Source organism: Parabacteroides sp. AM08-6 (assembly GCF_003473295.1).
Lineage (GTDB): Bacteria > Bacteroidota > Bacteroidia > Bacteroidales > Tannerellaceae > Parabacteroides.
The window spans coordinates 114,110-138,376 of sequence record NZ_QRMP01000007.1; the positions used below are offsets into that span (position 1 = coordinate 114,110).

General features: G+C 41.1%; 27 protein-coding genes and 1 pseudogene. 27 read left to right on the plus strand and 1 reads right to left on the minus strand.

Going from position 1 to position 24,267, the window contains the following annotated elements:
• Positions 1-14 precede the first annotated feature (14 nt).
• The 18 genes from DW103_RS07355 (at position 15) to DW103_RS07440 (ending at position 12,955) form a co-directional block, all read left to right on the plus strand.
• Positions 15-680 (plus strand): hypothetical protein, encoded by a 666-nt coding sequence (locus tag DW103_RS07355; protein ID WP_122275013.1) that lies wholly within the window; start codon positions 15-17, stop codon positions 678-680.
• On the plus strand, positions 680-1,618 hold the full coding sequence (locus DW103_RS07360; protein WP_122275014.1) for a hypothetical protein: 939 nt from the start codon (positions 680-682) through the stop codon (positions 1,616-1,618). The genes DW103_RS07355 and DW103_RS07360 overlap by 1 nt, the downstream gene beginning before the upstream one ends.
• Entirely contained in the window at positions 1,618-2,118 is a 501-nt protein-coding gene (locus DW103_RS07365) for a phospholipase D-like domain-containing protein (protein ID WP_122275015.1), read from the plus strand. The genes DW103_RS07360 and DW103_RS07365 overlap by 1 nt, the downstream gene beginning before the upstream one ends.
• Positions 2,103-2,390, plus strand: a complete 288-nt coding sequence (locus DW103_RS07370) for a hypothetical protein (RefSeq protein ID WP_122275016.1) — start codon at positions 2,103-2,105, stop codon at positions 2,388-2,390. Before DW103_RS07365 ends, DW103_RS07370 begins: the two co-directional genes overlap by 16 nt.
• A complete protein-coding gene (locus DW103_RS07375) occupies positions 2,390-2,998 on the plus strand; it encodes a hypothetical protein (protein WP_122275017.1) in 609 nt (202 codons plus the stop codon). Before DW103_RS07370 ends, DW103_RS07375 begins: the two co-directional genes overlap by 1 nt.
• A complete protein-coding gene (locus DW103_RS07380) occupies positions 2,982-4,679 on the plus strand; it encodes a hypothetical protein (protein WP_233545635.1) in 1,698 nt (565 codons plus the stop codon). Before DW103_RS07375 ends, DW103_RS07380 begins: the two co-directional genes overlap by 17 nt.
• 505 nt (positions 4,680-5,184) lie before the next feature.
• Positions 5,185-5,856, plus strand: a complete 672-nt coding sequence (locus tag DW103_RS07385) for a RadC family protein (RefSeq protein WP_122275019.1) — start codon at positions 5,185-5,187, stop codon at positions 5,854-5,856.
• 144 nt (positions 5,857-6,000) lie between these two features.
• Positions 6,001-6,552 (plus strand): phage holin family protein, encoded by a 552-nt coding sequence (locus tag DW103_RS07390; RefSeq protein ID WP_233545636.1) that lies wholly within the window; start codon positions 6,001-6,003, stop codon positions 6,550-6,552.
• A complete protein-coding gene (locus DW103_RS07395; protein WP_122275048.1) occupies positions 6,524-6,934 on the plus strand; it encodes a hypothetical protein in 411 nt (136 codons plus the stop codon). The genes DW103_RS07390 and DW103_RS07395 overlap by 29 nt, the downstream gene beginning before the upstream one ends.
• A gap of 32 nt (positions 6,935-6,966) precedes the next feature.
• Positions 6,967-7,491 carry a hypothetical protein gene (locus DW103_RS07400; protein ID WP_233545637.1) on the plus strand — a complete coding sequence of 175 codons (525 nt, stop codon included), beginning with the start codon at positions 6,967-6,969 and terminating at the stop codon, positions 7,489-7,491.
• Positions 7,466-7,744 carry a hypothetical protein gene (locus DW103_RS07405; protein ID WP_122275021.1) on the plus strand — a complete coding sequence of 93 codons (279 nt, stop codon included), beginning with the start codon at positions 7,466-7,468 and terminating at the stop codon, positions 7,742-7,744. The genes DW103_RS07400 and DW103_RS07405 overlap by 26 nt, the downstream gene beginning before the upstream one ends.
• A complete protein-coding gene (locus DW103_RS07410) occupies positions 7,744-9,165 on the plus strand; it encodes a hypothetical protein (RefSeq protein ID WP_122275022.1) in 1,422 nt (473 codons plus the stop codon). Before DW103_RS07405 ends, DW103_RS07410 begins: the two co-directional genes overlap by 1 nt.
• Positions 9,166-9,167: 2 nt before the next feature.
• The gene (locus tag DW103_RS07415) at positions 9,168-10,100 is read left to right on the plus strand and encodes a DUF6712 family protein (protein WP_122275023.1); all 933 of its coding nucleotides are present in this window, start codon (positions 9,168-9,170) and stop codon (positions 10,098-10,100) included.
• Positions 10,097-10,894 (plus strand): hypothetical protein, encoded by a 798-nt coding sequence (locus DW103_RS07420; protein ID WP_122275024.1) that lies wholly within the window; start codon positions 10,097-10,099, stop codon positions 10,892-10,894. The genes DW103_RS07415 and DW103_RS07420 overlap by 4 nt, the downstream gene beginning before the upstream one ends.
• Positions 10,895-11,046: 152 nt before the next feature.
• Positions 11,047-11,235 (plus strand): hypothetical protein, encoded by a 189-nt coding sequence (locus DW103_RS07425; RefSeq protein ID WP_147381190.1) that lies wholly within the window; start codon positions 11,047-11,049, stop codon positions 11,233-11,235.
• 64 nt (positions 11,236-11,299) lie between these two features.
• Positions 11,300-11,728, plus strand: coding sequence for a DUF5053 domain-containing protein (locus DW103_RS07430; protein ID WP_122275026.1), 429 nt, complete (start codon positions 11,300-11,302; stop codon positions 11,726-11,728).
• Positions 11,729-11,895: 167 nt separating this feature from the next.
• Positions 11,896-12,327, plus strand: a complete 432-nt coding sequence (locus tag DW103_RS07435; RefSeq protein ID WP_122275027.1) for a hypothetical protein — start codon at positions 11,896-11,898, stop codon at positions 12,325-12,327.
• A gap of 286 nt (positions 12,328-12,613) precedes the next feature.
• The gene (locus DW103_RS07440; RefSeq protein WP_233545638.1) at positions 12,614-12,955 is read left to right on the plus strand and encodes a hypothetical protein; all 342 of its coding nucleotides are present in this window, start codon (positions 12,614-12,616) and stop codon (positions 12,953-12,955) included.
• Here the strand turns inward: DW103_RS07440 and DW103_RS07445 are convergent.
• Positions 12,949-13,131 carry a hypothetical protein gene (locus DW103_RS07445; protein ID WP_122275029.1) on the minus strand — a complete coding sequence of 61 codons (183 nt, stop codon included), beginning with the start codon at positions 13,129-13,131 and terminating at the stop codon, positions 12,949-12,951. The two genes, DW103_RS07440 and DW103_RS07445, sit on opposite strands and share 7 nt — an antisense overlap.
• 93 nt (positions 13,132-13,224) lie before the next feature.
• Between DW103_RS07445 and DW103_RS07450 the strand changes: the two genes are divergently transcribed.
• The 9 genes and pseudogenes from DW103_RS07450 to DW103_RS18260 all read left to right on the plus strand — a co-directional run.
• A complete protein-coding gene (locus DW103_RS07450) occupies positions 13,225-13,755 on the plus strand; it encodes a hypothetical protein (RefSeq protein WP_122275030.1) in 531 nt (176 codons plus the stop codon).
• Positions 13,756-14,012: 257 nt separating this feature from the next.
• Positions 14,013-14,303: a hypothetical protein gene (locus tag DW103_RS07455; RefSeq protein WP_147381191.1), complete on the plus strand. Its 291-nt coding sequence runs from the start codon at positions 14,013-14,015 to the stop codon at positions 14,301-14,303.
• Positions 14,300-14,554 (plus strand): hypothetical protein, encoded by a 255-nt coding sequence (locus DW103_RS07460; RefSeq protein ID WP_122275032.1) that lies wholly within the window; start codon positions 14,300-14,302, stop codon positions 14,552-14,554. The genes DW103_RS07455 and DW103_RS07460 overlap by 4 nt, the downstream gene beginning before the upstream one ends.
• Positions 14,541-14,672 carry a hypothetical protein gene (locus DW103_RS18590; protein WP_255418441.1) on the plus strand — a complete coding sequence of 44 codons (132 nt, stop codon included), beginning with the start codon at positions 14,541-14,543 and terminating at the stop codon, positions 14,670-14,672. The genes DW103_RS07460 and DW103_RS18590 overlap by 14 nt, the downstream gene beginning before the upstream one ends.
• A 223-nt stretch (positions 14,673-14,895) precedes the next feature.
• Positions 14,896-15,393 carry a hypothetical protein gene (locus tag DW103_RS07465; protein WP_122275033.1) on the plus strand — a complete coding sequence of 166 codons (498 nt, stop codon included), beginning with the start codon at positions 14,896-14,898 and terminating at the stop codon, positions 15,391-15,393.
• Between the two features lies 1 nt (position 15,394).
• Positions 15,395-15,970 carry a hypothetical protein gene (locus DW103_RS07470; RefSeq protein WP_122275034.1) on the plus strand — a complete coding sequence of 192 codons (576 nt, stop codon included), beginning with the start codon at positions 15,395-15,397 and terminating at the stop codon, positions 15,968-15,970.
• Between the two features lie 2 nt (positions 15,971-15,972).
• Positions 15,973-19,611 (plus strand): phage tail tape measure protein, encoded by a 3,639-nt coding sequence (locus DW103_RS07475; RefSeq protein WP_122275035.1) that lies wholly within the window; start codon positions 15,973-15,975, stop codon positions 19,609-19,611.
• Positions 19,608-21,587 carry a hypothetical protein gene (locus DW103_RS07480; RefSeq protein WP_122275036.1) on the plus strand — a complete coding sequence of 660 codons (1,980 nt, stop codon included), beginning with the start codon at positions 19,608-19,610 and terminating at the stop codon, positions 21,585-21,587. The genes DW103_RS07475 and DW103_RS07480 overlap by 4 nt, the downstream gene beginning before the upstream one ends.
• A gap of 53 nt (positions 21,588-21,640) precedes the next feature.
• Positions 21,641-24,267 (plus strand): annotated as a pseudogene (locus DW103_RS18260) (hypothetical protein); the annotation flags it as partial.

The window sequence follows — 24,267 nt, forward strand, 5'->3', positions numbered from 1 at the left end:
AATTATATGATACAATGAAAGATATTAAAAAGATTTTGTCCGTTATGTGCCTGTTTGCAATATTATGTCTTATTTGTATTGCGGCAGGTATTCCGGCAGACAGTGTAGTTTGTGCTGGATTTGCACCTGTACTATGGCCTGCGGGAAATGATAATATGGGCGGTTATAAAGGGCGTGTAGCCTTTATTCCGGAAAATAGTGTCTCTAAAACTCCCTTATTACCGGCCAAGCCTGCAGAAACAACCGAATTTGTCACGGCTTCCGGTGCTTTTGAATTTATAAAGACAGGCGAAAAGCCTACTCCGATTTATGCAACACGTGCGACAGTAGGTTATAAGTCTGAAATACAGGGTGAAACCGATTGCAAGAGTTATAAGATTACAGGAGAATTTTTTCATCCAGGCAAAAAAGTGGAAGCGGCTGCTTTTGCGCGGCAGGTATGTAATACCCCCGGTTATTTGATTATCGAAGATAGTGAAAATCAACAATTGGTAGGGCAACCGGGATACCCCTGTATGCTTGCGGCTTCGTTCGATGGAGGGAAAGCTCCGGCCGATAAACGCGGTTGGTCGTTTACGTTCGAGGCTGACAGCCCGGCACCGATGATCATTATGGGAACTCCCATCGATTTGGATGAGTTATTCACCGGAGTAGCTTCTACTCCTGATCCTGTAGAATAATGGAAAAGGTAACGTTACAAAGTTGGTTAGCCAACCGTCAGCGCAAATATGCCGACGGTCTGGCTCTCTTCCGTGCTCTGGCACCGGAGGATATGAAAAATAAATATCTGCCCTATTTTAATGAGGTATCGGATGCACCTCAGTTTGACAGTCATTTTACTGTTCTTGTCAACAAACTGACATTTGTCGCCCGTATAGCCGGAGCAAAACCCCAGATAATGGCGGTTGAAGTAGTTGCTAAAACGATGTCCACGGCCGTTGCCATGGCAAAAGCCGCAGACAAAAAGATGAATGAGGTTAAGGGGGATAAGGTTCTGAAAGACATTTTGGTAAAGGAATCGGAGTTATTTGCCCTTCAGGACAAAATTACGGCCTTGGAGAATGATAATGAGGATAAATCGGAAGAGATTTCCGTGTTGGAGTCAGACTTGGAGGAAGCACAGGAAGAGCTTCTGGAACTTCAGGACCGTTTATCCGTACTTCGTCCGGGTGCAAAGATTATTACCTACACATCCTTGCCGGATGATATTCGCATGATTTTCGACCGTGTACGTTATATCACGCCGCTTTATTCATCGCTTTTTACGGAAATGCAAAATGAATCGCTTACGCCGGAAGAACGCGAACCAATAGCCAAACAAGTCTACGAGCTGTGGACGGAACGCGCCAATTTGTGGAACCAGATTGACGCATGGGCGGAAGGCAAGCAGGTAACATTAAAACTTCAGGAAAAGCGAACAGAAGAGTTACCAACCGACCAAGTGATGAAAGGTATGCAGATGGCAAATCGTATCGAGCGATTGAAAGAGAATATCCGCCGTACGGAAGTTTCTATTTCCAATCATGAAAAAAATGGGAAAATGAATATGAAACAGAAGGCCCAGCAACGACTTGAAGCGTATCAGAAAGAATTGGCGGAATTGGAAGGCATGAAATAATGAGTGCGAAAATATTTGAAGAACTGCTCACGCCCGGTCTGAATTTGGGAGTGAAAGGTTTTCAGCATAAAGGAGAATGGGCAATACACGAAGCGTTGCACGTTCTCCTTTCTTACACAGGTCCGGCAAGTGTGATGATGGAAACGTTTAACGTATCGGAAGATGCTCTCCGGCCTATGTTTTTTGAAGTAGAAGCCGGACATATCACGGACCTTCGTCTGGTACTGGACATGAACGTAAAACGGCATAAGCTGGAAATGCTGCTCTTTGCAGCCGGCATAACGGCGAATATCCGCCTGACACCCTGCCATGCCAAGGTTCTGCTCATACGCAATGAGCAATATCGTATCGGCATTGTAGGGAGTGCGAATGCCAATCAGCCTATCCGGTATGAAGCCGGAGTTATATTTTCAGAACCCGGATTGTTCGATTTCTTTGAAGAGACATTCAACCGGGTGTTTAATGATGATTCAATACCGTTTGAATGGAACTCACAATAGAACAATTAAAAGAGCTGGAAGATATGTCTGCCGCGCTGTTGCCTCCTTCGGAAATTGCCATCCTGATGGATATACCGGCGGAACAGCGCGATGTGTTTTGCGAGATATGCAAAACACATAAGTTATCAGCGATTTACACCGCTTACCAAAAAGGTAAGTTAAGAACGAAATATGAATTGCGTAAAACTGTTGTCAAGTTGGCAAAGGCCGGTTCTCCGGCCGCAGAACCGTTAGCGGACAAGTATATGTTGGAACAAATATCTAAGGAATAATGGCAAAAGAACTTACTTCTTACGATAAGATAGAGATGGTATTGTTTAAAGGTCGGGAAGAAGCGGCAACTTTTCTTTCCGAACGAGAATTACAACAAAAGGAACGTTGGATGTTATGCGTATCCAAGCTGTTGGAAGACCCGATGACTGCCGATAAGGATATGGTATCGTTTCTAACCGCTGGATGTGGAGGTAGTTGCGAGCCTGTTTCGACTGCTACCGCATACAGGGATATGGCGGCTATTCGAAGATTGGTGGGTAACGTGCAACTGGCTGGAAAGAACTGGTATCGCTATATGGTTATAGAAGCGGCAAAGGAAGGAATTAGAATTGCGAAAGAGGCAAAAGACCCTAAAGGTATAGCGGCCAACGCGGACAAAATAGGTAAATATACGCGTGCCGATAAAGAGGATGAAGAAATCGACCGTAGTGGATGGGAGCCTCCTGTATTTGAACCTTCGGACGATGTGACACTGATGGGAGACGGATTTAAGCCTATCCCGAACTTGGAGGAAGAGCGTAAATCTTTCCGGGCACTGTTTAAAAATGATAGTGACATCCTAGATGTTGAACCGATAACAGACGACTGCGATGGGGCTGATGACTGATGCTTTTGCCCGTAAGGGAATGGAAGTACAACGGAAGTTTTTCAATAAGATGCAACGCATGGGTATGGCTATCGCTGCCCATGATGAGTATTGGGTGTGCAGCCGTGGTACCGGCAAATCCGAAGGGCTGGACGCCCGTTTTATCCTTCGGAATGTTTGGGCAATGCCTGGTTCTACCGGTGCGCTTATTTCTCCGTCTTATGCCAAAGCCTGGGGAAACACGCTTCCGGCAATTATCCATGCGCTGGCCGAATGGGGATATACGGAAGGTATTCATTTTTATGTTGGCCGCAAAGCCCCGCAGTATGCAAATTTCGGAAAGCCGAAACGTGGTCCGCTCCGCAACGCGTGGGAAAACTGTGTCCATTTCTGGAATGGTACGGTTATGGTGGTACTCTCGTTCAGCCAAAGTATGTCTGCCAACTCCATGTCAATAGACTGGGTAATAGGTCCTGAAGCTAAATTTCTTGATTATCAAAGAATTAAAAGTGAAGTAAATGCGGCAAATCGTGGTAATATACAAGATTTTGGACAATGTCCATGGCATCATTCGGTAATGTATACAACCGATATGCCAACCGTAAAATCAGGACGCTGGATATTGGATAAGGTCAATGAAATGAAACCTGCCCATATTAACTATATCCGAAATCTGTTCCGTGAAATGAAAATGACCGAACTTCTTCCGGAACAAAATGAGTATACCCGTCGTAAATATAAAGAACTGCGTCGTGACCTGATGCTTGCCAGGCGTTATCAAACACCTGTTAAACAAACCAAAGGTAAGAAACGCGAATATACCGTCTACTATGGTGAATACGATATATTCGACAATATGGAAGTTGTAGGCAAAGATTTTATCTGGCAAATGTATCGGGACTCCCCGACGCTGGTATGGCGTACAGCCTTTATGAACGAACGTCTGTTTCGTGTTGCCAATGGTTTTTATTCAGCCTTGGGTGAACACCACTTCTATACACCTGGCGATACGCGCTATATGGGTAGTATGGGAACAAATTGGAATAAACTGCAAACGGCCGGGTGTTTGGCTGATGGCGACTTAGATATGGATGCACCACTTATTATCGCCTTCGATAGTAACTCTGCAATCAATACGGCTTGTGTTTGCCAAGTGCAAGAACGCCAGTTACGCACGCTAAAGAGTTTTTTTGTTAAGACTCCGGCCAAGCTGGAAGAATTGGTGCGTCAGGTATGCGAATACTACAAATATAAGCTAAAACGGGATATTATCTTTTTTTATGACCACACTTTCGTTTGGACCACCGGTAACAATTCCGAGTCGTATAAAGACACCATCATCCGCGTATTGAAAGAATATAATTGGGATGTAACCGATGTTTATATCGGACAGACCAGCCGCCATGACTGGCGCCATGAACAGATAGACCGTGCATTAAAGCACGACCCTGATTTACTCTATCCGGTCTTTAATATGTATAACAACGAATTTCTTAAGATGGCCATGGAACAAACAGCCGTAAAGGTTGGTAAGAACGGCTTTGAGAAAGACAAGACGCCGGAAGCGACAGAAGATACCCCGGATGCTCCGGACGAATACAAGACACACGTTACCGATGCCTGGGACACGGCATTTGTCGGTGCCAACTTCTTTATGCCGGAACTTGCTATTGCAAGTGGAGGAATCATTTTTTTGCGGTAGGCGCATTACGTGCGTGGTCCATTTTAGGGGGCGGGGGCGGCAGCAGATAAGGTGAAAATTCGAATCTGCTTCCGCATTTTTTATGGAGGGCGCTGCGTGGTCTGTAGCCAGGCAATGAGAAAACGAAGTTTTCCCATACACCCTTTCCTTTTGAAAACCAATTAATTGACTTTTTGAATGTGAGAATAACAGGATATTTTTATATATTTAACATTTAGAGAGTGCCATTGGACAAAACGGATGCAATAGAAGATGCGAATGCCGTTATTTTTTATGTTTCGATTTTAAAGTCGAAAAAAAAGTTTTCATGGGTGATTTCGTTTCAAAATGATTGTGGCTGAATATAAAATTAAAGGATATATAATCGTTACAATATGTCTGTGATTGAGCTATTGTACAGATTATCAATATTTTGTATATTTGTATATGAGAAAAAGAAAAACCCGCAGACGGCATGCAGGCCGAAAGCGGGTAAAAGTTTAACTTTTTAACGGTACACAAAATTATGACAACTTTATTTGGCGAGCAAATTAATACGCTCAATTCTGAAAAAATTTATAACCATTTATCTAATGGGGAGTATTCATCGGTATCCGATGTTGAATTGGTTTATTCCATTGTTGGAGATGAAGAACTTGCAGCACGTGTTTATCAGACGGCGGGAAAAGATTGGTCCTCTTTGTTTAAGTACAGTGTCGATGAATTAATGAAAATTCCGGGTATTGGGAAAAAAAGGGCTATTCAGATTGTAGCGGCTATGGAAATGGGACGTAGAAAAATAATGAATAGACAGACAAACAACAAATTTATTTATCAAAGCAGTGATTTGTATGAAGAAATGTCTCCTATATTATGCGATTTGCCACATGAGGAACTTTGGATTGTTTTGGTTAATTCCAGAAAAAAAATAATTGCAAAAGCTCAAATTAGCAAAGGGGGAAGAAACGAGACGTCCGCAGATATTACCCTGATTTTGAAAAAAGCAATTGAAAAAAGTGCTTCAGGTATTTTTTTATGCCATAATCATCCGTCGGGGAATTTAAAACCGAGCATTCAGGATAACGCACTCACGCAACGGTTGAGAAGTGCGGCGAAACTAGTTGATATACAATTGGTAGACCACGTAATAATAACAGATGAAGGTTATTATTCGTATTCGGATGAAGGTAATATTTGAAGTGTATTTCTGATATTCCCGCTTTCTTTTTAAGAAGGTGGGAATATTTTTTTGTATGCGCCGCTACGCGGCGATTCTGTTGTTTCGCTTTGGCTTCACGGCGGGAAGAACTGTCCTTTATGTTCGGTTTAAACTGTAACATCTTTGCTGAAAATAGTTACGGTGATGATGATTGTAAAAGTTTTTATGCCGACGATTGAGCGTATATCTTTAAAGCTTCAGGAAATGCTTAGCCATTCGTGGGGGCTGATAATAACTCTTATTGCTTACCTGCTGAACTTTATAGCACCTGTAAAATATGCTTTTGTGGCGATGGGAGTAGCTATTGTTGCAGATTTGCTTTTTGGAATACTATCTGCACGCAAACAAGGAAAATTTATCCTATCCCAAAGCGGTAGGGATACTCCGGCGAAAGTGATAGTCTATTTCGGGTTTATGCTGGTGGTTTATACGACAGAGAGAATATTTTCTGATAATCAGGCATTGATAACCAAAATCGGATGTACTCTGGCTTGTGTGTGTGAATTGTGGAGCATGCTTGGTAGTGCATTGATTATATGGCCTAAAATGTTGTTCCCGAAACTATTGAAGCTACAACTTAAAGGAGAGGTTGAATCAAAATTAGGTAAGAATATTAGTAATATGCTAGATAAAGAGGATGAAGAATATGAAAACAACAAGAGGAATCCGGAATAACAATCCGGGAAACATTCGAAATTCGGAGAATAGCGATTGGATAGGTGAAGTGTCGAAAGCGGATAAAAAAGACCAGGCTTTCGAAGAGTTTAAAACGATGGCATACGGGGTGCGAGCAATGATGAAACTGTTACAGAAGTATCAGCGTTCGCATAATTTGCACACAATAAAAGAGCTGGTTGGACGCTGGGCACCAAGCAATGAGAACAATACTTCAGCTTATATAAAAATCGTATGCCAAAAAATGCAGGTTCCCGAAAGCGTGGGAATTGATTTGTCGGACAAAGCTACAATGTGCGCCTTGGTAGATGCGATGTGCTATGTAGAAAACGGGATGCATATTCCGATGGCGGACATAGAAGCCGGTTGGGAGCTGTTGTGAACATGGCATTGTTTGGTTGAACTTCCGTTTGGATGGTAAAGATTATGAAATATGGATGGAATTTGGTTATTACCGGAATTTTGGCTGCTTGTTTGTTGGGTTGTTCTGTTAGTCGTTCTGGCAACATACATGATAGTGGAAAAACGGATGAGCAGGTACATTACGAACATATTTATGCTCGAAATGATGCGCAGTTATCCGTCTCAAACACGGTCATCGACCGATTTAGGAATGTTCGGATACACTGGCGAACTTACGATACTGACAAGCCGGCAGACGAAAACGGTAGATACCCCGTCAAGGCCGAAGGATGGAGTGAAGGATGCGAGCAGGAATCTGTTGATGAAGATAAAAAGACAACAGAAAACAGCACGGAAAACGTACAGGCGACAACGGAAAAAAAGAAGGTAGACAGCTTTGTTAAGGAGGAACACAAGGATGTAGACGTAAAAGCCGGTACGCAACCTCTATGGTGGTGGCTCATCGGGCTGTTGTCCGCTATGGTTGGTATAATCTTCATTTATTGGAAGTATGGAAAAAAGAATAAAACAAAGTGAACTCTGGGATATAATGCAGCAAAAGGATGAACGGGGACGGTATAAGATGTTTTCTTTCTCGTATGTGCGGTTGAATGAGAGTCGGGAGGGCAATGGCTGTCCCGGCTCTATCGAACATTACGAAGCGGGAGTGTTCAGTTCCATCCATGCGAAGGGAAGTACGGTTAACATTCGCGTTAGAGGAGAGAGATTTCCAAGAAAATTTATCCGCTGTATGATTATCAGAATTAACGGAAAAAAAGTATACGCATAATGGCACGCAGACATGTATTTGAATTTGGCAACACGGCTTTTCTTCAGGGAGCGGGTGCGGCTGTGGTGATGACGGAAGATGTGGGCTTCCTGGAAGACAATAAATTTACGGCTACAACCGTAACACCGGCTAAGGGTTCGACCGTAAAGGGTAAAGAGATTGATTTCGTCCCGTTCGGAAAAGGAGATAAGCTGCCACTTCGTATAATGCGGAAGATTCACGAAAATACAATTGTCGGCAGCAACATCGAATTTAAAGCTAATATGGCGTATGGTGACGGCATTACCGTATTCCGTAGAACGAAAAACGACAATGGCGAAATTAAAATAGAAGAATTGTTGCCTTTGGATGTACCGGAGATATTTGATTTTCTGGCAGACAGCAATTATATGCGGGTAATGCAGGAAATGGCGGCTGACTTGGTTGTATTCGGAGATGCGTTTGTCCACCTGTCGTTCGGCAGAAGAACAAAAGGAGAAAAACCCAAAGTGGTACAGATATGCCATCGGGAAATGTGTTTCAGTCGTGTTAGTAAGCAAGATGAAAAGACAAAGCGCATTGAGTATCACGGCTATTCGTCCCAATGGGGAGAAGAAAGCAGTCCGGACGATGTTATCGTCACCAAACTACTGGACCGCAAAAGTCCATTATATGATTTGAAAGTTAGGACTGGAATGGTCCCTAATCCGGAAAACGGAGAAAAGAAAGATGAAGAAGAAACGGGTTATACCGTTAGCTTGAACTTGCCTGTTCCGGGACGTTATTATTATAATCGGCCTTACTGGTGGAGTATCTTTCTTGACTGGTACGAATTCAGTTGTGCCATTCCGAAATTTAAAAAGGCACTCCTGAAAAATCAGATGGTTTTGAAATATCATGTATCCATCAATTGGAAGTTTTGGGAAAAGCTTTATCTCTCGGAAGGTATTGCCAAAGATAATAAAGACAAACAAGCCACTTGCAAAAAGAAGTTTCTGCAAAACCTGAACGATTTCCTTTCCGGAGAAGAGAATGCCGGAAAGAGTTTTGTATCGCACTTCCAGTATGACCAGATAAACAAGTATGAGGAAAACGATATTATAATCAAACCTTTGGAGTCGTTTATCAAGGGCGGTGAATATATCGAGGACAGCGAAGAAGCAACGAACGTTATTTGTAATACAATGGCCGTTCATCCATCGCTTAAAGGTGCCTCTCCCGGCAAATCGAAAAACATAAACGGGACAGAGGCAAGGGAATTATTCATAATCGCCCAGGTACTTTTTAAGCCTATTCGGAATATGATGTTGTTGCCTCTTTATCTGGCGAAGGAATTGAACGGTTGGGATAAGACAATCGAGTTCGGAGTAAAGAATGTTATGCTTACTACACTGGATAAGAACACCGGTTCTGAAAAAAGTATTGGTAGCGAAAAAATGTAATCATGGAACAGATATTTATAAAAACAATAGACGACCTCAGGCAGACGGTAAAGGTGAATGCTTCGCTTTCGTTTGTGGTACTGAAACCGTATTTGGATGATGCTTTTGAAAAATATTTGTTGCCCTATCTGGGTGAAACGTTGGTTGAACGATTGGCGGAAGAAAATGTAACGGTTCTGGATGCCAAGGCCCGTGTTTTGATAACCCGTGCCTTGGGGCCGTTGGCTATTGCTTTGGCCAGTCCTGAACTGGGTGTGTTGATAGGAGACAGCGGACATACGGTTACAAGGAATGAAAAGTTTACTGTTGCCAGCGATTCCAAAATAATCAGGAGCGAAGAAAGCATGCAGGAACGTGGGTGGGATAATCTGGAAAGATTGTTGGAACTCCTATCCGCCAATGAGGTAAGGTATCCGGAATGGAAAGAAAGTTTGTACTACAAGCGGCGTTCTACCGGTAATTATCTGAATACGGCCCGCGAGTTTCAGGAATTGGGAAAGGTAAATATCGGATATTCCAGACTGACATTCGAGCGATTCCGGCCGTTGCTGGAGGCGCTTTATATGAAACTGGCCAGATGGATAGGAACGGAATTGGACAAATCGCTAAGGGAAGAAATACTTCGCCCGTCTGACCCGGTGCGGCAAGAACTGATAGAATATATCCGGGTGTGGCTGGCCATGAATGTCGCAAAGCTGCATACCAGCCAGACTACGCGTGTGCAACGGACGGCTGCCGGACAGTTGGAGTTCCGGCCTGTAATTTATCCGTTGTATGCCGACCCCGCCGACAATGGCAATTTTTATGCGGAACAGGTAACGGCCATAGAAGCGGTAATAACCGATTACATGACCGATTATGCAGTGGAGCTTGGACTACCTGTCCCGGTGAAATTGGATTTTAATTCTATTGACAAACACATATTTTTAGCATGAGAAAGATTTCTATCGGGAAAAAAGACTACACGGTTCCGGGCGATTGGAACGAATTTACAGCCGAACAGCTTTGTTTTTTGGCTACTGTTTTAAATACGAGATGTACCGGACAGGAGGTGAAGTTGAAACTCCTGTTGTTTTGCCTTGAAGCACGGGTACGCCGGTACAAGCGTGCAGACGGAAACGGCTTTAGCTTGGTTTTACCTGGTGGAAACGTCTGGTTGACGCCTACACAACTTTCCGTGTTAAGCACGGTATTTGATTTCTTGTTTTCTGAAACGGGCAAAGGTGTTGAATTGGATATTCGGTTGACACGGAATCCTTTTCCTATACATGTTACAAATAAAATGACGCTTGTCGGTCCTGATGATGCGCTAACCAATATAAGCTATGGACAGTTTATCATGTTACAGAGCTGGCAACAGCAAATGAAACAGGACTTCGAAAAAGCATTGGATAGTTTCCTTTCGGTTATATGGAAAGATGGTATGTTTACCACCTGTGATGACGGAAAGGCTGTTTGGTTCCGGGATGTTGAACCGGCTGTGAAAATGGTTATGTTCTGGTATTTTATCGGAAGTATGCGGTTTATACAAGAGAAGTTCCCGCGTGTATTTCCAGGTGGAGAAGGTGACGGGTACGATGTTTTTGATATGCAGCAACGGATAGTTGATGAAATGGCTTCCGGTGACGTGACGAAAAAAGATTTGGTAAAACAAAGCCTTCTGTATGATGCGCTTTATACGCTGGAAATGGCGATAGAGCGGGATGAGAAGGCAAAACAGAATAAGTGATTCAGGGTGTTTTCATAGCATTAGATTGTTAGATTGTAATTGTTGGGCCGCTCTGCCTGTGAAGGTGGGGCGGTTTTAATTATAATTAACGATATAATATGCAAATGGATATTGTGTAATATGCAAATGAATATTATCTTTGTATCGTTATCATGATGACGCTCGAAGGGCTAAAGGCCCGGATGGAAGAATTGATTGGCCAATTAGAATTCCATTCCCGTTTCTTCTCCATGATTTTGGCCGATGAAATGGCGACGGAAGCGGAACTACTTGAAGCGATTGATGAAATGCTTGATGAGTTTATCGAATTGAGTGAACAAATTAAAAAGCTTCAGAGTTGAACAGACGAGGGAACCCCGGCCGGAGTTCCCTTTGTCTGATCAATTTTAAATTAGGAGGATTAATATGAATGCAGATCAGAAACTAAAAGACTTAATGGCTGAGTTCCGTTCATTGGATACGGAAGCAGACAAATCCGTATTTGATGCTAAGATGAAACAGGTGTTGGCGGAAATGACCCCGGAAGAACGAAAAGATTTTCGGAAGGCTTTTTTAGCTTCTTCCAAACGTACTGTGGAAGAAGCTAAAGAGATTAAAGAAGAAGTTGAAATGAAGTTGTTATTGAGTGGAGTTGATACTTATCTGTCCTTATCACAAATCGCTCAGGATTATTTTGGGAAAAGTAGAAGTTGGCTTTATCAACGTATTAATGGTTCTAATGTTAATGGAAAACCGGCACAATTTACTCCTGAAGAAAAAATGCAGTTATCTAATGCTCTGTTGGATATTAGTAATCGGATAAAGAATACTGCTTTAAAATTGAAAGTAGGATGATTTTTCGTGTACGGGTGTAGATTTTTTTTGCCATTCCAAAAAGTTTTCTCAACTTTGCGGTGCCCAATAAAAACAAGACATGAATCCCTATACAGTGTAACAGGTAGTCAATCCTGTTTCGGTTATGTTTCCGATGGGCGCACTGTATAGGGATTCGCCATTTATATATGTTGACAGGGAAACAATACGAGATAGCCGATAAAATACTAAATGCTATTAATCAGTTTGGTGGTCGTTGTAATATGGACCAGTTTTACAAAGCCCTTCCTGATTACGATAATCATACGATGGATTATGAATATATGAAGGAAATGCTTATGAAGCAATTTCATGCGATTGAATATATGGGAGAAGATGAATATTGGCTGATGATGACCGGTGAAGGGCAAAATATTATTTCTACAGGATTGAAAGAGTATCAGCAGAAATCGGCTAATAAGGAAGAACTGGAAAATACAAAGTTAAAACTGGATGTGACTAATGGATGGGCATCCCTGTTTAAATTCGCTTGGTGGGTTTTGGCAGCTATAACAGGTGCCGTAGTAGATAGTTTAGTAGGAAACCCGATAGGAAAGCTAATACATAGATTAATCGAATAGGATTGATTGCGCGTATTGTGTTTTCTATACGAGTGATACGGCGATTTAGAGCCTGTTGTTCCTGCTTTATCTGGTATAAGTCATAATCTGTATTCATATCGCATTTCTTTTTCACAAAGATACGCGGTTTCTTTGCCATTCCAAAAAGTTTCACCATATTTGCTATGCGATAAGAAACTGAAAGAAACTGAGTGCATGCGGTGATTTTCAGAAAAGATATACCAATTGGTGGAAAAAGCCTACAAAGTACGGGAATGCACTCTCGGAAATGTGGGCTTTATTGTTTATGGAACTGAAAGAATTTATTAAATCTACGATAACTCAGCTATCTGAGGCTGTATATGAATTGAATGATGAATTGAAGGACAAAGGAGTAGTAGTAAACCCATGTTTTGCGGCAGGTTCAAACTTTGATACACTTGATAGTGGTGAAGGCATTATTGTTTCATCTGTAGATTTTGATTTACAAGTTAGTACTTCAGAAGTGAAGGAAAATGGTGGTAAGATAGGTGTATTAGCCAGTGTTGTGGGTATAGGCGTTTCAAGAAAAGAGGGTAGTAATGGAAATGAAGCGAACCGAATAAGGTTCAAACTTCCTGTTGTGTTGCCTTATAAGAAGCCTTATTGACGCATTCTTTCTTGAAATGTCAGGCCTTCTTTAATATACAATTCAATATCTTGGGCTGAAATACTAACGGTGAAGCCTTTCTCTTTTCCTTCGTGGGCTTTAATGGCATACTTGACACAACGTTCGCGAAGGCGTTGTTCTCTGAATGTACGAAAATAATTAATGAGTGATTTCATATTCAAATTGTTTTTTCACAAAGATACGCGGTTTCTTTGCCATATCAAAAAGTTTTCCCTAATTGCGGTAGTGTTAATATTAAAACTCATATTATGGTTACAAAAAATGAAATGACTTCAGCAGAAAAAACTTTGTCATCTATGGCAATAGTGGTATTAGTATTGGGAATCATAGGTTCCATTGCGACCTTTTTCTCTTCATGTATTATGTGGGATATTTCAACATACTCCGGTAGTATAAATGGAATAGATGGTATAAATTGGTTAGGTTTGCCTTCATTGATCTATATTATAATGGCGACTCTAATCGGATGGTCTGTTTTATCGGTTGTGGTAGAGATCTCTGTTAATGTTCGAAAGGGTAGCATGGGAGAAAAAGACAACTGGAAAAAAGACTTTGCAGTATTAATTGCAACAGATCAAAAAAAACAGGCGAGAGAACTTCTTTATCGTGTTATTCTCGAATCTCATCAATTCAAAAAAGTTCTTGAAGGGGGAAGAGATGAATATCATCAAGCATGTGTGAAAGAAGTAAATAATATTTATTCTGTATACTTGAAGGCTATAGGTGAAGAAAGTTTCAAAATCAGTGAATCAGATGAGATATTTGATGTTTTTAGATGATTTTCTATTGCACATTAAAAAACTTTCACCATATTTGCAGTGCTAAAAGTTATAATGGTGTATCCATTCAGACGAGCTACTGTAAAACGCTCATACATATTGTTGGGCTTTTTTTATACCCTAATTGTACGATATAAGGCGGTTGTCTTTCCCATTTAATTTTTCATGCTCTTCGGAGTGGAACTATTATGACTTTTAGCGAAGCGGGAAATGGCAGCCGCTCTTTTTTCTGCCTAAATGCTAAAAGTCATAATAGTATGAAATCAAATTCATTAACCGTATCATCTTCCCGGAGTCGGGAAAAGGTACAAGTATCCAACCCTTTCACCTGGGCGAAAGTCCACGCCCTGGTGTTGAAGTTCCGGAAACGTCTGCCGGAACCGTGGCAAGAAATCCTGCCGGTAGAAAACGTAAAAGACCTGAAGATTACCCTGTCCCTGCTGACGGTGTTTGGTGCACTTATGCTGCCTTTCGTTGTGTCATTCCCAATCATTGTAAGGATTGCGTATTCAAGCTTTCATTGGAATAAGAAAGGAGGCCGGGTATGATGTCATTAAATGAAGCGAAAATAACAGACAGTATAATTGAAAATATAATATACTGGCAAGAGGATGATTGTGACGGTTTGGAAGAAGACATCAGGGCACTTGATGATGCGATTACTTTTATAGCATGCGGACACCAATACCCGGAGATGCTTTCTGAAAAAGAATCAATCTCCGTTATAGCGGCTTTGGGTTTTCTAAAAAAGAGATTACGATTATTTAATGGAAGGGAGAGACGAAATGAATGTAAATGAGGCTATCCGTTTGCTTCGCATCGTAACCGATGTGGACGAACAATATACGAAAGAGGAAAGAATCAGTGCAGCCATGCGGTTGGAAGAGTTGATACGTTTGCTCCTTCCTGAAGAATGATTATATTTGTCGTATGCTAACGTTTATAATAATACTAGGGTTCGTTATGTCGATAGCTGCAGCGATTAATGCAGCCAGACATAAAGATAGCGGTTCGGTTCCTAAGCTGCTGGTCGGTATACTGATTATTCTGTTCCTATTCTTTTTGCTTTCTTAAGCCTAAAGATATGTCCTTTAAAAGCTCCCTTCGGGGAGCTTTTTTTGTATCTATAAACTGGATGTTATGGATACGTATAATCATTTTCAATATGCCGAATGGTTGGCCAGAAACCTGAAACCAATAGGACATACAGATGCGAACTGTCATTTTCTGCGAAGTGATGAAGTAGAAGAAATATCCGACTTGGAAGAGCGGATGTCCGTTATCAGTGGTTTTGTACTGGTGGCCATCGATGGGCATAATTCAGATTTTTCTTGGCAAAACTGTGATAATCTGGTCGATGTACCGCAATATTTCATTGCTGTTTTGCGACAATGCGAAACCGGTAATATTGATGCTTTACATGCTGCCAAGGCTGAATGTAAGGATATTCTCATGCAAGTGGTTTGCCGGATGATGCTGGACTGGGATGGAGAGCTAAGCGGATTGCATGTCCTCGACCCTGACAGCATGACAATTCGAGGTATCGGGCCGATTTCCCAGAATTTTTATGGTGTCATGTTAGGCTTCAATCTCCGGAAGCCTGTTCCCTTCCATCTTGACAAAAAAATGTGGGTGTGATATGGGTATGATGAAAAGACTCAGCGAACAAATGCGAACCCCTAGAAAAAAATCAATTCTGGGAGCTCGCGAAGGATTGCCTTTTGAAATATCGTTGGAGTCTGTAAGCCGGACTGCGCAATATGAAAGGCGACAGGATAAAGAACGGGTGAAACAATTCAATGATGATGTAAAAGCTTGGAGTATTGATGTGACCAGACAACTACGCAGCAATGTGAGAATGCTGGTAAGGCAGGATGAAGAACTGTCCGCATCCATTGAACCGAACATCTATAGAGAAAAAGGGGAATCTTCGCGTATCGGCTTTAGCTTCGTTCGCGAAGGTATCTATATCCACAAAGGGGCAGGCAACGGGCAAGGTGGTTTCCGTGGTGGTTCCAAATGGACGGACAGGCATGGAAAACTAAAGCAGACGAATCCGCTTTCTTTCTTTAAAATGGGCACCGGGAATCGACTTCCAATTCGATGGTTTGACCCGGTAATAGATAAAAACCTGCCGGCACTGGCCGACTTGGTGGCTGAATATGCTGCCGATATGCAGGTAGATGCAACACTAATATATATAGACAGGGAATAGGTATGGCAAACGATTTGAACAGAAGCATAAAAATCTATCTGGATAACAGCGATGCAATGACCAGCGCCGGCCAGCTGGAAGATCGCATGGGTGAACTTGAAAAGAAACTGCTTGCCCTGCAAACTGCGGGAAAAGGAAATACCGAACAGGCGAAAAAGCTGCAAAAGGAACTGACGGCACAAACACAAAAGTATGAGAAATATAAACGGGAAGTTTCTGATACGGAGCGAGTACTTCGAAACCTGAGCGGAGCCACTTATAAGGAATTGCTTGCCGCAAAGAAACAAGTAGACCTACAACTGCGTTCTACCACCCGCAATACCGATTTGTATAACAAAAGGCTGGAAGTGCAGAAGGCTATAAGCAAAGAGCTTATACTTGTACAAAAGGATATGCGTACGGAAATTGGTTGCCAAGCTTCGTCATGGGGACGGGCGGCTGATTTTATTAATAAGTACATGGGTATTATCGGTACGGTAGTAGCCGGTGTGACAGGGGTTACAATGGCCTTTAATAAATTGCGCGAAGCTAGAAACAAATTGGAAGAAAGTAAGGCTGATGTAAAAGCCCTTACCGGACTGGATGATGAAAGCGTAGAATGGTTGACAGCACAAGCAAAACAGTTATCTACAACCGTGACGAAAGAAGGAATACGTATCCGGCAGTCGGCAACGGAAATATTAGAGGCATATAAACTTGTGGGGTCGGCAAAACCGGAACTGTTGGCCAATAAGGAAGCGTTGGCTGCTGTAACAGAGCAGACACTTATTCTGGCTTCTGCCAGTGGTATGAAGTTGACTGATGCGGTGGATGCGGTTACATTGGCATTAAACCAATATGGAGCCGGGGCGGATGAAGCTGCTAAATATGTGAATGTGCTGGCTGCCGGTAGTAAGTATGGAGCTGCCGCGGTGGAAAGCCAGACGAGTGCCATAAAAAAGAGCGGTGTAGCAGCAGCGTCAGCCAATATACCTATAGAACAACTAGTCGGTACGATTGAAACACTTGCAGAAAAAGGTATAAAGGATGAAATAGCCGGTACCGGATTGAAAAAGTTTTTCCTGACATTGCAAACCGGAGCTGATGAAACGAATCCAAAGGTCGTTGGACTGGAAAAAGCATTGGAGAATCTGTCGAAAAAGCAAATGGATGCGGCTACTATTAAAAAGATGTTCGGTGAAGAAGGTTATAATGTCGCTTCTGTTTTAATCAATGAGACGGATAAGGTTAAAAAATATACGGAGGCTGTTACCGGTACATCTGTGGCTATGGAACAAGCCGGAGTGAAGAGCGATACGGCTGCCTCTAAACTTGACCAGGCCCGTAACAAAATGACTGATTTAGGGGTAGAGTTGATGGAGAAGCTGAATCCGGCAATAACCGGTGCGCTGAATAAGACGGTTAACTGGACTAGGAAGATAGTATTGCTTGCTGATTGGATTAGTAAGAATACGGGATTGATAGTTTCCCTTGGTGTTACATTGGCAACTTATACAGTGGTAGTGCAGACTATTGTTAATTGGGAAAGAATCAGAAACAGGGAACTAGTAATATTTACCAAGTTGGGTAAGACTTGGACATTGGTAACTACAACCATGAAAGGTGCTCAGATTGCATTAGCCGGGGCGTATGCTTTATTAACCGGCAATCTGGTGAGGGCTAAAGCGGCATGGGCTTTGTTAAACAGCACAATGTTGCTTAATCCGATAGTGGCTATAGGTGTTGCCGTAGCAGCTTTAGCCGTTGGTATATATAAACTGGCCACCCGGACTACCGATGCTAAGGAAGCAATGGCTTCTTTTATGGAATCTTCCATCAAGGAACAGACGGAACTGGAAAAGCTGTATGGAGCATTGAAGCGTTCAGGTGAAGGAACTGAACAACGGACAAAATTAATCAAGGAGTTTAATAGTAAGTATGGAGAATATTTGCCCAACCTACTTTCTGAAAAGTCTACTTTGGAGGAAATTAAAACGGCTTATGAAAATGTAACTGTCGCCATGCGTGAAAACATAGCTCAGAAAACGTTGGAAAAAAAGACAGAAAAGATAGAAACGGATTCTCTTGAAAAGAAAACGAAAGAACTGAATGATATTAAGGAAAAATTGTCTGCACTTCCGAAATCGATGATAGCAGATGCTATATCAGATATTGTAAGCCAAGTTGAAGAGGGAAAAAATCAGGGAAAGGAACTAGGAGTTGTGTGGCGAGATGTTATCGAGAATATCCGTAAGGTCTATTTTGACAACGGTTCTCTCCCTGCACGCTTTGGAAATGAATTAGACAATTATGTGAGAGAGGTTTATAAGGCTGCCGATAAAGTGAAAGCCGTGAAGGAAGAATTGTCTCCGTTCCTCCCAAAAGAAAAAGAGAAACAGCCGGAACCTACAGACCCAACAAACGGCGGGGTTGTTATTACGGCATCTGTGAAAGACAAGACATCAACTCCTACTTCCGATGAAGAACAGAAGAAAATTACTGATGCCAAATTGAAAGAGGTTGACCGGTATGTTCAACAAGAAAAAGTGAAATTAAAAGAAAGTTACCTACAGAATCTAATGGATAAGGCTGATTATAACCGGCAATTGGAAATGTTGGAACTGGAATCATTAAACCGCCGTCTGGCAATTTACGGACTGGATAAGGATAAACAAGCAGAAATACAAGATAAAATACTTTCATACAAAGTAAAAATCTTGGAAGAAACGAAAAAGTTTGAGGAAAGTCAGGAAAAGTATCGGTTAAAAGCCGAAAAGAAAGAAGAAAAAACTAAGGAGAAGGCTTTAAATGACGAACTGAAACGGGTTGTAACAAAAAATCAGGAACAGAAGAAAATTGAATATGACAAGGAGATGGAGCATCGTAAAAAGATGGTCGAATTGGCACAGGGATTTTCATCGGAAATTGGGACAATTGTTGGTAGTGCATTATCCGGCAATAGCGATATTGTAAAAAGCTCGTTGGTCGCTATTATCAATATGGGATTAGATGCCCTAAAAATACAATGCGAAATGGCAGCTGCAGGAGCTACGATGCAAAGTTTAGCGCAAGCGGATTCTGTTTTGACATTTGGAGCGGCAGGATTTGCTCGAGCAGCTATTTTAGTAGGTTTGATAGAAGCTGCATTCTCTGCTGTGAAATCTGTTGTTGGAAACTTAGTGAATAATATAGGTAATAATGCGTCATCATCAGATATTTCGGTTAATGGTTCTTCTCTGGATACAGGTACGCGTGTGGTAAATGATGGTTTTTATTTAGGTGGCGACACCGGAAAAGGTAGTCCGTTTGCTGTTGCAGGTCCTGTACATTATGATGAGTATGTTGTACCGTCTTTTGTTCTCCATGAACCGGCAGCTATGAATCATGTGGCTGCTTTGGAAGCCATGCGTAGGCAGAAAACAAATGCTAATCCTTTATCATTACCTGTGGCTGGTTTTGCAAATGGGGGATATGCAGGAAATCAAGACACAACGATTTCCCCTGTTGTATATCCTGATAATAGTAAGGATGCTATTAACAAGTTGGATAATTTGTTGAATAAACTTGATAGGGATGGCATTAAAGCTTATATCATATATTCTGAATATCAAAAAGTTCAAAAGCAATTGGAAGAATCTAGAAAAATAGGTAGTAAATCATGAAAATAATACATTCATCTGGTAAAGAATTAAAAATTGAAACAGGCACAGTTTTAGAAATGGAACGAACAAATCCTTTTTTTAATGACTATGGGGAACAGTCTATTCCCATAAAATTGCCTCCTGATAAACAAAATTTTGAAACCTTGGGGTTTCCTGATAATATCTCAGGCATACATAAGATGCCTCAAAGGACGGATGGAACCATTCAAGATGGTATATTTCATATCGCTTGTAGACAAGCGATACTATCGGCAAATTCAAAAGAAGGAATAGACACTTCTTTTTATTTGAATATAGGTTCTTTCTACGAAAAAATGGAAAAAGTTCAGTTGTCTACAGTTTTCAAAGATAAGGTTATCAATTTTGACACTATATATTCAGCAATGAGTTTTGTACGTAAATTGATGGTTATTCCAGATCATCGATTTTCATGTTTTCCCGTATTAACAGAAAGTCAAGATTCCGGGAAAATAATTTGCCTGAATAAAATGGTTTTACCTCTTAAAGAGGACGGATACCTTTCTTTTTATAACGAAATGGAACAAACAGAAACGGTTAATGAGAAAAAGGTATCAATTCCTCCTGGGTATTATATAACCCCTTTCGTTAAAGTTATGCATGTATTGGATGAGATATTTAAATATCTCGGTTATGTTTTAGAAGGGAATTTCTTTTCAGAAACAGAGCCTTTCAAGTCTATGGTCTTTCTTAATAATAACATTGATACGATTGTTGATAATAAGATACGTTATGAACAATTGGTTCCTGATTGTAGCATTTCCTCTGTTTTAGATATATTTCGAAACAAGTTTTGCTGCGAGTTCATTCCGGATGAAATTCACCGGACAGTTAGAATAGAATTATTCAATGATGTTATAGAAAGACCTGTCTCTCAAGATTTGACCAAGTTGCTGGCTTCTCCTATTACGATTAATCATGGTCAGGCCTTTAAACAATTAAAATTAACGTGCGAAAAAGGGCCAATGATTACATTTCAGGGTGGTACAGACTTTGTTTCTGCTACTCCTGACTTTTTAAACAAAAAACTATATGAAATAAAATCCGCATATCCAGGAGCAATGATTAGTGAACCTATAGGCATAATCTTTAGAGAAGGCTATAAAGGACATTTCTTAACAACAGAATATGTAGGGAGTTTAAATTGTGACTATTATGCAGGAGAAAATTTAGAAGATGAAGAAAAACAATCTCCGGATGTATTGGTATCTATTGGCTTTTTCTTGGAGTCGGGAGGCTATGCCCCTTTTGTTGGAACTTCTAGGACTATGAATTCAAGTATTGTTTGGAGTTCGCCCAGTGGAGCTGAAAGCACAGATGATGCGACTCAGGACAAATCAGAACTAAAACCTATGCTATGTTTTACAGTACATAGGAATTCAAATACAGATATCGGTACTATTTATGATTGCTTATTATCTGAACATTTATGGGATTATGCTCTTTGTTACAATGGAAAAAATGGGTTATATGAAAAATTTTGGAGAAAGTATGATGACATGTTACGTAATTCCATGCGACCAGTAACAGCTAAATTAATGTTATCAGACCTTGATAAAATGAATATCTCAGCCTATGAAAAGGTATTGATTAATAATCAAGAACTTTTACCTGATATTATTAAGTATGATATAGGTAAAAAGGATATTACCGAGTGCTCTTTTTATACCACAAGGATTTATTTCCCGAAATCGTCTGCGATAACAAATACAGAACTTTTTAAACCGTCCAAATATAGATGGGAGGTAAAAAAGGAAGCAAGTATAACTGATACTTATAACTATTTTGAATATAATGAAACTCCAGTTGCATTTTATCCAACTCTACCAACCGAAAAGGAGTATAAACAAGGAGGACGTTTTTATCAGAAAGCTTATTCTGGGAAATTTTATAATGATAGTGGATATAAGAATGGTATTTTGACTGTTTGGCTAGAACCTGTTTTACGGGAAGTCTAATTGTCCTTTATAGCTTATGTCTTGGTATATATTTTTGACGAAAATCTATTAGAATGGCAGGAGTAATAAATAAACCGGATGCACTTAATTTGTCTGGGAACCTAAAAACATTTGTATTGTCGGCTACATCGGCAGTATCCTTTGTTTTGAAAAAGGGAGACGCTATTTTGTTGGAGCATAGCTATGAGCCTGGTCCGGACAGAATGGTACATATAGATGTGAAAGATGTGGTAGAAAGTCAGCTTTTCTATACACTGAATGAATCCGAACAAATATATACCCAGACAGGTCTTGTCGCAGATTTTACGGCAAATATTGATGGTACGGATTATCCTTTCCGGGTAATCCGTAGTGGTGTTGGTAATCTGGCTGACACTGCGGCTAATTGGCTTAAACTGCATTTTCTTACTTGGCAACCACGGATTAAAGAGGTTACTTATTATTCTCCGGAATGGTTAACCTATTATGCTGTTGAAGCCTGTACGGTTAAGCTGAAAGCAACCTATCCTGATAAGTCTGTAAAAACGATAACATTGCAGAATTGTATTGCAGGGACAGCCACAACATTCAACCTGCAATATTCAGTTGTAGCCGGAAAACTTAATAATACTTATCCGTCTTTTTATGAGGTTTGGACAGAAACATCCAGTGGAATGAAGATGTCTGAAACACAAATCTATGCCTATTCGGATGTGCTATCCGAAAACGAACAATGGTATCTTTTTGAAAATAGTTTGGGAGGACTGGATACATTTAGGGCGTATGGGACTAATGAACTTAATGCCGAGCATGAACATAATATTGCAGAAATTGGGGATGTAAGAGAAGAATATCAAGTTGATACGGAACGGAAATACACCAAGAATACAGGTTATTTGGATGAATATTCCCGTAGATGGCTATTGGATTTTTTCCCCAGTCGGGCGAAATATATTTACGAAGCATCGTCTATTAGGCGTATTGTTGTTACAGAAAGTAATGCGACTTACGTGTCAAGTGAATTACCATCCAACTATACTTTTACATGGCAGCTGGCTGAAGTTTGCTCATTTCTGAATCTTATAAAGAACGAAGCGGACATCCCGGACAACTTAGTTGCTCCAGACCTTTCATCGCCGGATTTTATTTTACCCCCCCGGTTAGCTGAGATACCGAGGATAACACTATCTGGGGGGGTACTCATTCCGGCATTCGACCCATTTAACCCGAAACCAACGGTAACGACATACGGGGCTATCCATGATTCGATAAAGAATGCCGTAGTAAAGGAACTGGAAGATGAATTAAGTGGTATTGTCGGTGGCGGTGATAATCCGGGAGGTTCTGATATTGAAATAATTGAGTCAACTGACTTTGTAACCCTTCCGTCTGACAGCAATGTCTACTCTGCCTTGATGACAGATTGGAAAATCTACAAGGCAATAGAAGATAATTTGGTCAGTTTAGACGGAATGTTTCTTCGCAAAGACATTCCGGACACGGCACACGGGACAATATCTTTTGAAGATGGTGCACAAAGTACACTATTTGCTGCCGGCTATGATGCAGGTGCAGGATGGGGTATTGATAAAAATGGCTTGGCTTGGTTTGGAGAGTTAAAAATTCGTGATAATGTCTATGTGGAGAAAATGTTCGGTTCCCCGGCCTCTGCATCCGGCATGTTTGGATTCGGAACTATTTTTAATAACCAGAAGGCCAGTGGAGAGTTGGATTACCTGATGGTCCGAAAAGAGTTTCGCGTTAATACGATGGTGGTTAACGAGACATTGGGGCTTAATGGAAATCGCTTAGTATCAGACTTTAACAAAATTCTATCCGTACAAGAATTGTCGGACCGTTATCGCTGCACGATAGATAAAGTCGAGGGCATGATGTATATGAACATGCGAGGCGATGATATTATCCGTTGCCAGCAATATAAAGATTTGACTTCTAAATTTTACTATGGCGAAGTATTGGGTGTAACAGAAAATTATTTCGATTTAAGGAAACCTTTGCTTGAAGGGCAATCCATTCCTGCGCCTGGTGATGTCGTATTTCGGATGGGTAATAAGTATGACCTGATGCGTCAGGGTGTGATTTATTTGGCCACGGCAGAAACAGATGGGACCTACATCGATGTCTTGGACAAAATAAACAGTGCCGACATGACCGGGAAATCTGTTGTCAGGATTGGCAATGTATCCGGAATAACTTCAAAGTACAAAGGGAATTTAGGCCAGGCAGGTATTTATCACGGTATTTATATCAAGGGTGGCATATTCGACGAATGCGATATATATCTTCCTAACGGCGACACCGTTTATCAATCTTTCCTTGTATTAAACGGAAAACTCGAAAGTGAAATATCTTCCGTCCGGGATGCAATTAACGACAATGGTAATAACATCTTGGCTAATCCAACATGGGATGGGAATTTAGACAAATGGACCTATTCGCAAGATATAGAATTACTATCTGCGGCAAACGGATGGCTGTGGTTTAATGCCGCATTTTATTCCGATAAGAAAAAATCTGTTGAAGTCTTGGCCGAAAACGGTCTCCGGATTCTTCGTATTTTTAACAGCGGCATTACCCAGGCAAATGCTGATTTATTAAACCGAGATGCCGGTACTTATGTAGTTCGTGTGCGCTATAAGGCTATTACCGCTGGTACTTTTTCATTCGGTTTTTCAGGAAA

Bases quoted from the DNA above. Each gene is read 5' to 3' on its own strand.
- DW103_RS07460 (WP_122275032.1), top strand. From the start codon at position 14,300: ATGATGTCATTAAATGAAGCGAAAATAACAGACAGTATAATTGAAAAT.
- DW103_RS07415 (WP_122275023.1), top strand. From the start codon at position 9,168: ATGGAACAGATATTTATAAAAACAATAGACGACCTCAGGCAGACGGTA.
- DW103_RS07355 (WP_122275013.1), top strand. From the start codon at position 15: ATGAAAGATATTAAAAAGATTTTGTCCGTTATGTGCCTGTTTGCAATA.
- DW103_RS07430 (WP_122275026.1), top strand. From the start codon at position 11,300: ATGAATGCAGATCAGAAACTAAAAGACTTAATGGCTGAGTTCCGTTCA.
- DW103_RS07365 (WP_122275015.1), top strand. From the start codon at position 1,618: ATGAGTGCGAAAATATTTGAAGAACTGCTCACGCCCGGTCTGAATTTG.
- DW103_RS07380 (WP_233545635.1), top strand. From the start codon at position 2,982: ATGGGGCTGATGACTGATGCTTTTGCCCGTAAGGGAATGGAAGTACAA.
- DW103_RS07360 (WP_122275014.1), top strand. From the start codon at position 680: ATGGAAAAGGTAACGTTACAAAGTTGGTTAGCCAACCGTCAGCGCAAA.
- DW103_RS07455 (WP_147381191.1), top strand. From the start codon at position 14,013: ATGAAATCAAATTCATTAACCGTATCATCTTCCCGGAGTCGGGAAAAG.
- DW103_RS07425 (WP_147381190.1), top strand. From the start codon at position 11,047: ATGATGACGCTCGAAGGGCTAAAGGCCCGGATGGAAGAATTGATTGGC.
- DW103_RS07450 (WP_122275030.1), top strand. From the start codon at position 13,225: ATGGTTACAAAAAATGAAATGACTTCAGCAGAAAAAACTTTGTCATCT.
- DW103_RS07375 (WP_122275017.1), top strand. From the start codon at position 2,390: ATGGCAAAAGAACTTACTTCTTACGATAAGATAGAGATGGTATTGTTT.
- DW103_RS07420 (WP_122275024.1), top strand. From the start codon at position 10,097: ATGAGAAAGATTTCTATCGGGAAAAAAGACTACACGGTTCCGGGCGAT.
- DW103_RS07385 (WP_122275019.1), top strand. From the start codon at position 5,185: ATGACAACTTTATTTGGCGAGCAAATTAATACGCTCAATTCTGAAAAA.
- DW103_RS07395 (WP_122275048.1), top strand. From the start codon at position 6,524: ATGAAAACAACAAGAGGAATCCGGAATAACAATCCGGGAAACATTCGA.
- DW103_RS07400 (WP_233545637.1), top strand. From the start codon at position 6,967: ATGGTAAAGATTATGAAATATGGATGGAATTTGGTTATTACCGGAATT.
- DW103_RS07465 (WP_122275033.1), top strand. From the start codon at position 14,896: ATGGATACGTATAATCATTTTCAATATGCCGAATGGTTGGCCAGAAAC.
- DW103_RS07410 (WP_122275022.1), top strand. From the start codon at position 7,744: ATGGCACGCAGACATGTATTTGAATTTGGCAACACGGCTTTTCTTCAG.
- DW103_RS07445 (WP_122275029.1), bottom strand. From the start codon at position 13,131: ATGAAATCACTCATTAATTATTTTCGTACATTCAGAGAACAACGCCTT.
- DW103_RS07475 (WP_122275035.1), top strand. From the start codon at position 15,973: ATGGCAAACGATTTGAACAGAAGCATAAAAATCTATCTGGATAACAGC.
- DW103_RS07480 (WP_122275036.1), top strand. From the start codon at position 19,608: ATGAAAATAATACATTCATCTGGTAAAGAATTAAAAATTGAAACAGGC.
- DW103_RS07470 (WP_122275034.1), top strand. From the start codon at position 15,395: ATGGGTATGATGAAAAGACTCAGCGAACAAATGCGAACCCCTAGAAAA.
- DW103_RS07370 (WP_122275016.1), top strand. From the start codon at position 2,103: ATGGAACTCACAATAGAACAATTAAAAGAGCTGGAAGATATGTCTGCC.
- DW103_RS07405 (WP_122275021.1), top strand. From the start codon at position 7,466: ATGGAAAAAAGAATAAAACAAAGTGAACTCTGGGATATAATGCAGCAA.
- DW103_RS07435 (WP_122275027.1), top strand. From the start codon at position 11,896: ATGTTGACAGGGAAACAATACGAGATAGCCGATAAAATACTAAATGCT.
- DW103_RS18590 (WP_255418441.1), top strand. From the start codon at position 14,541: ATGAATGTAAATGAGGCTATCCGTTTGCTTCGCATCGTAACCGATGTG.
- DW103_RS07440 (WP_233545638.1), top strand. From the start codon at position 12,614: ATGGAACTGAAAGAATTTATTAAATCTACGATAACTCAGCTATCTGAG.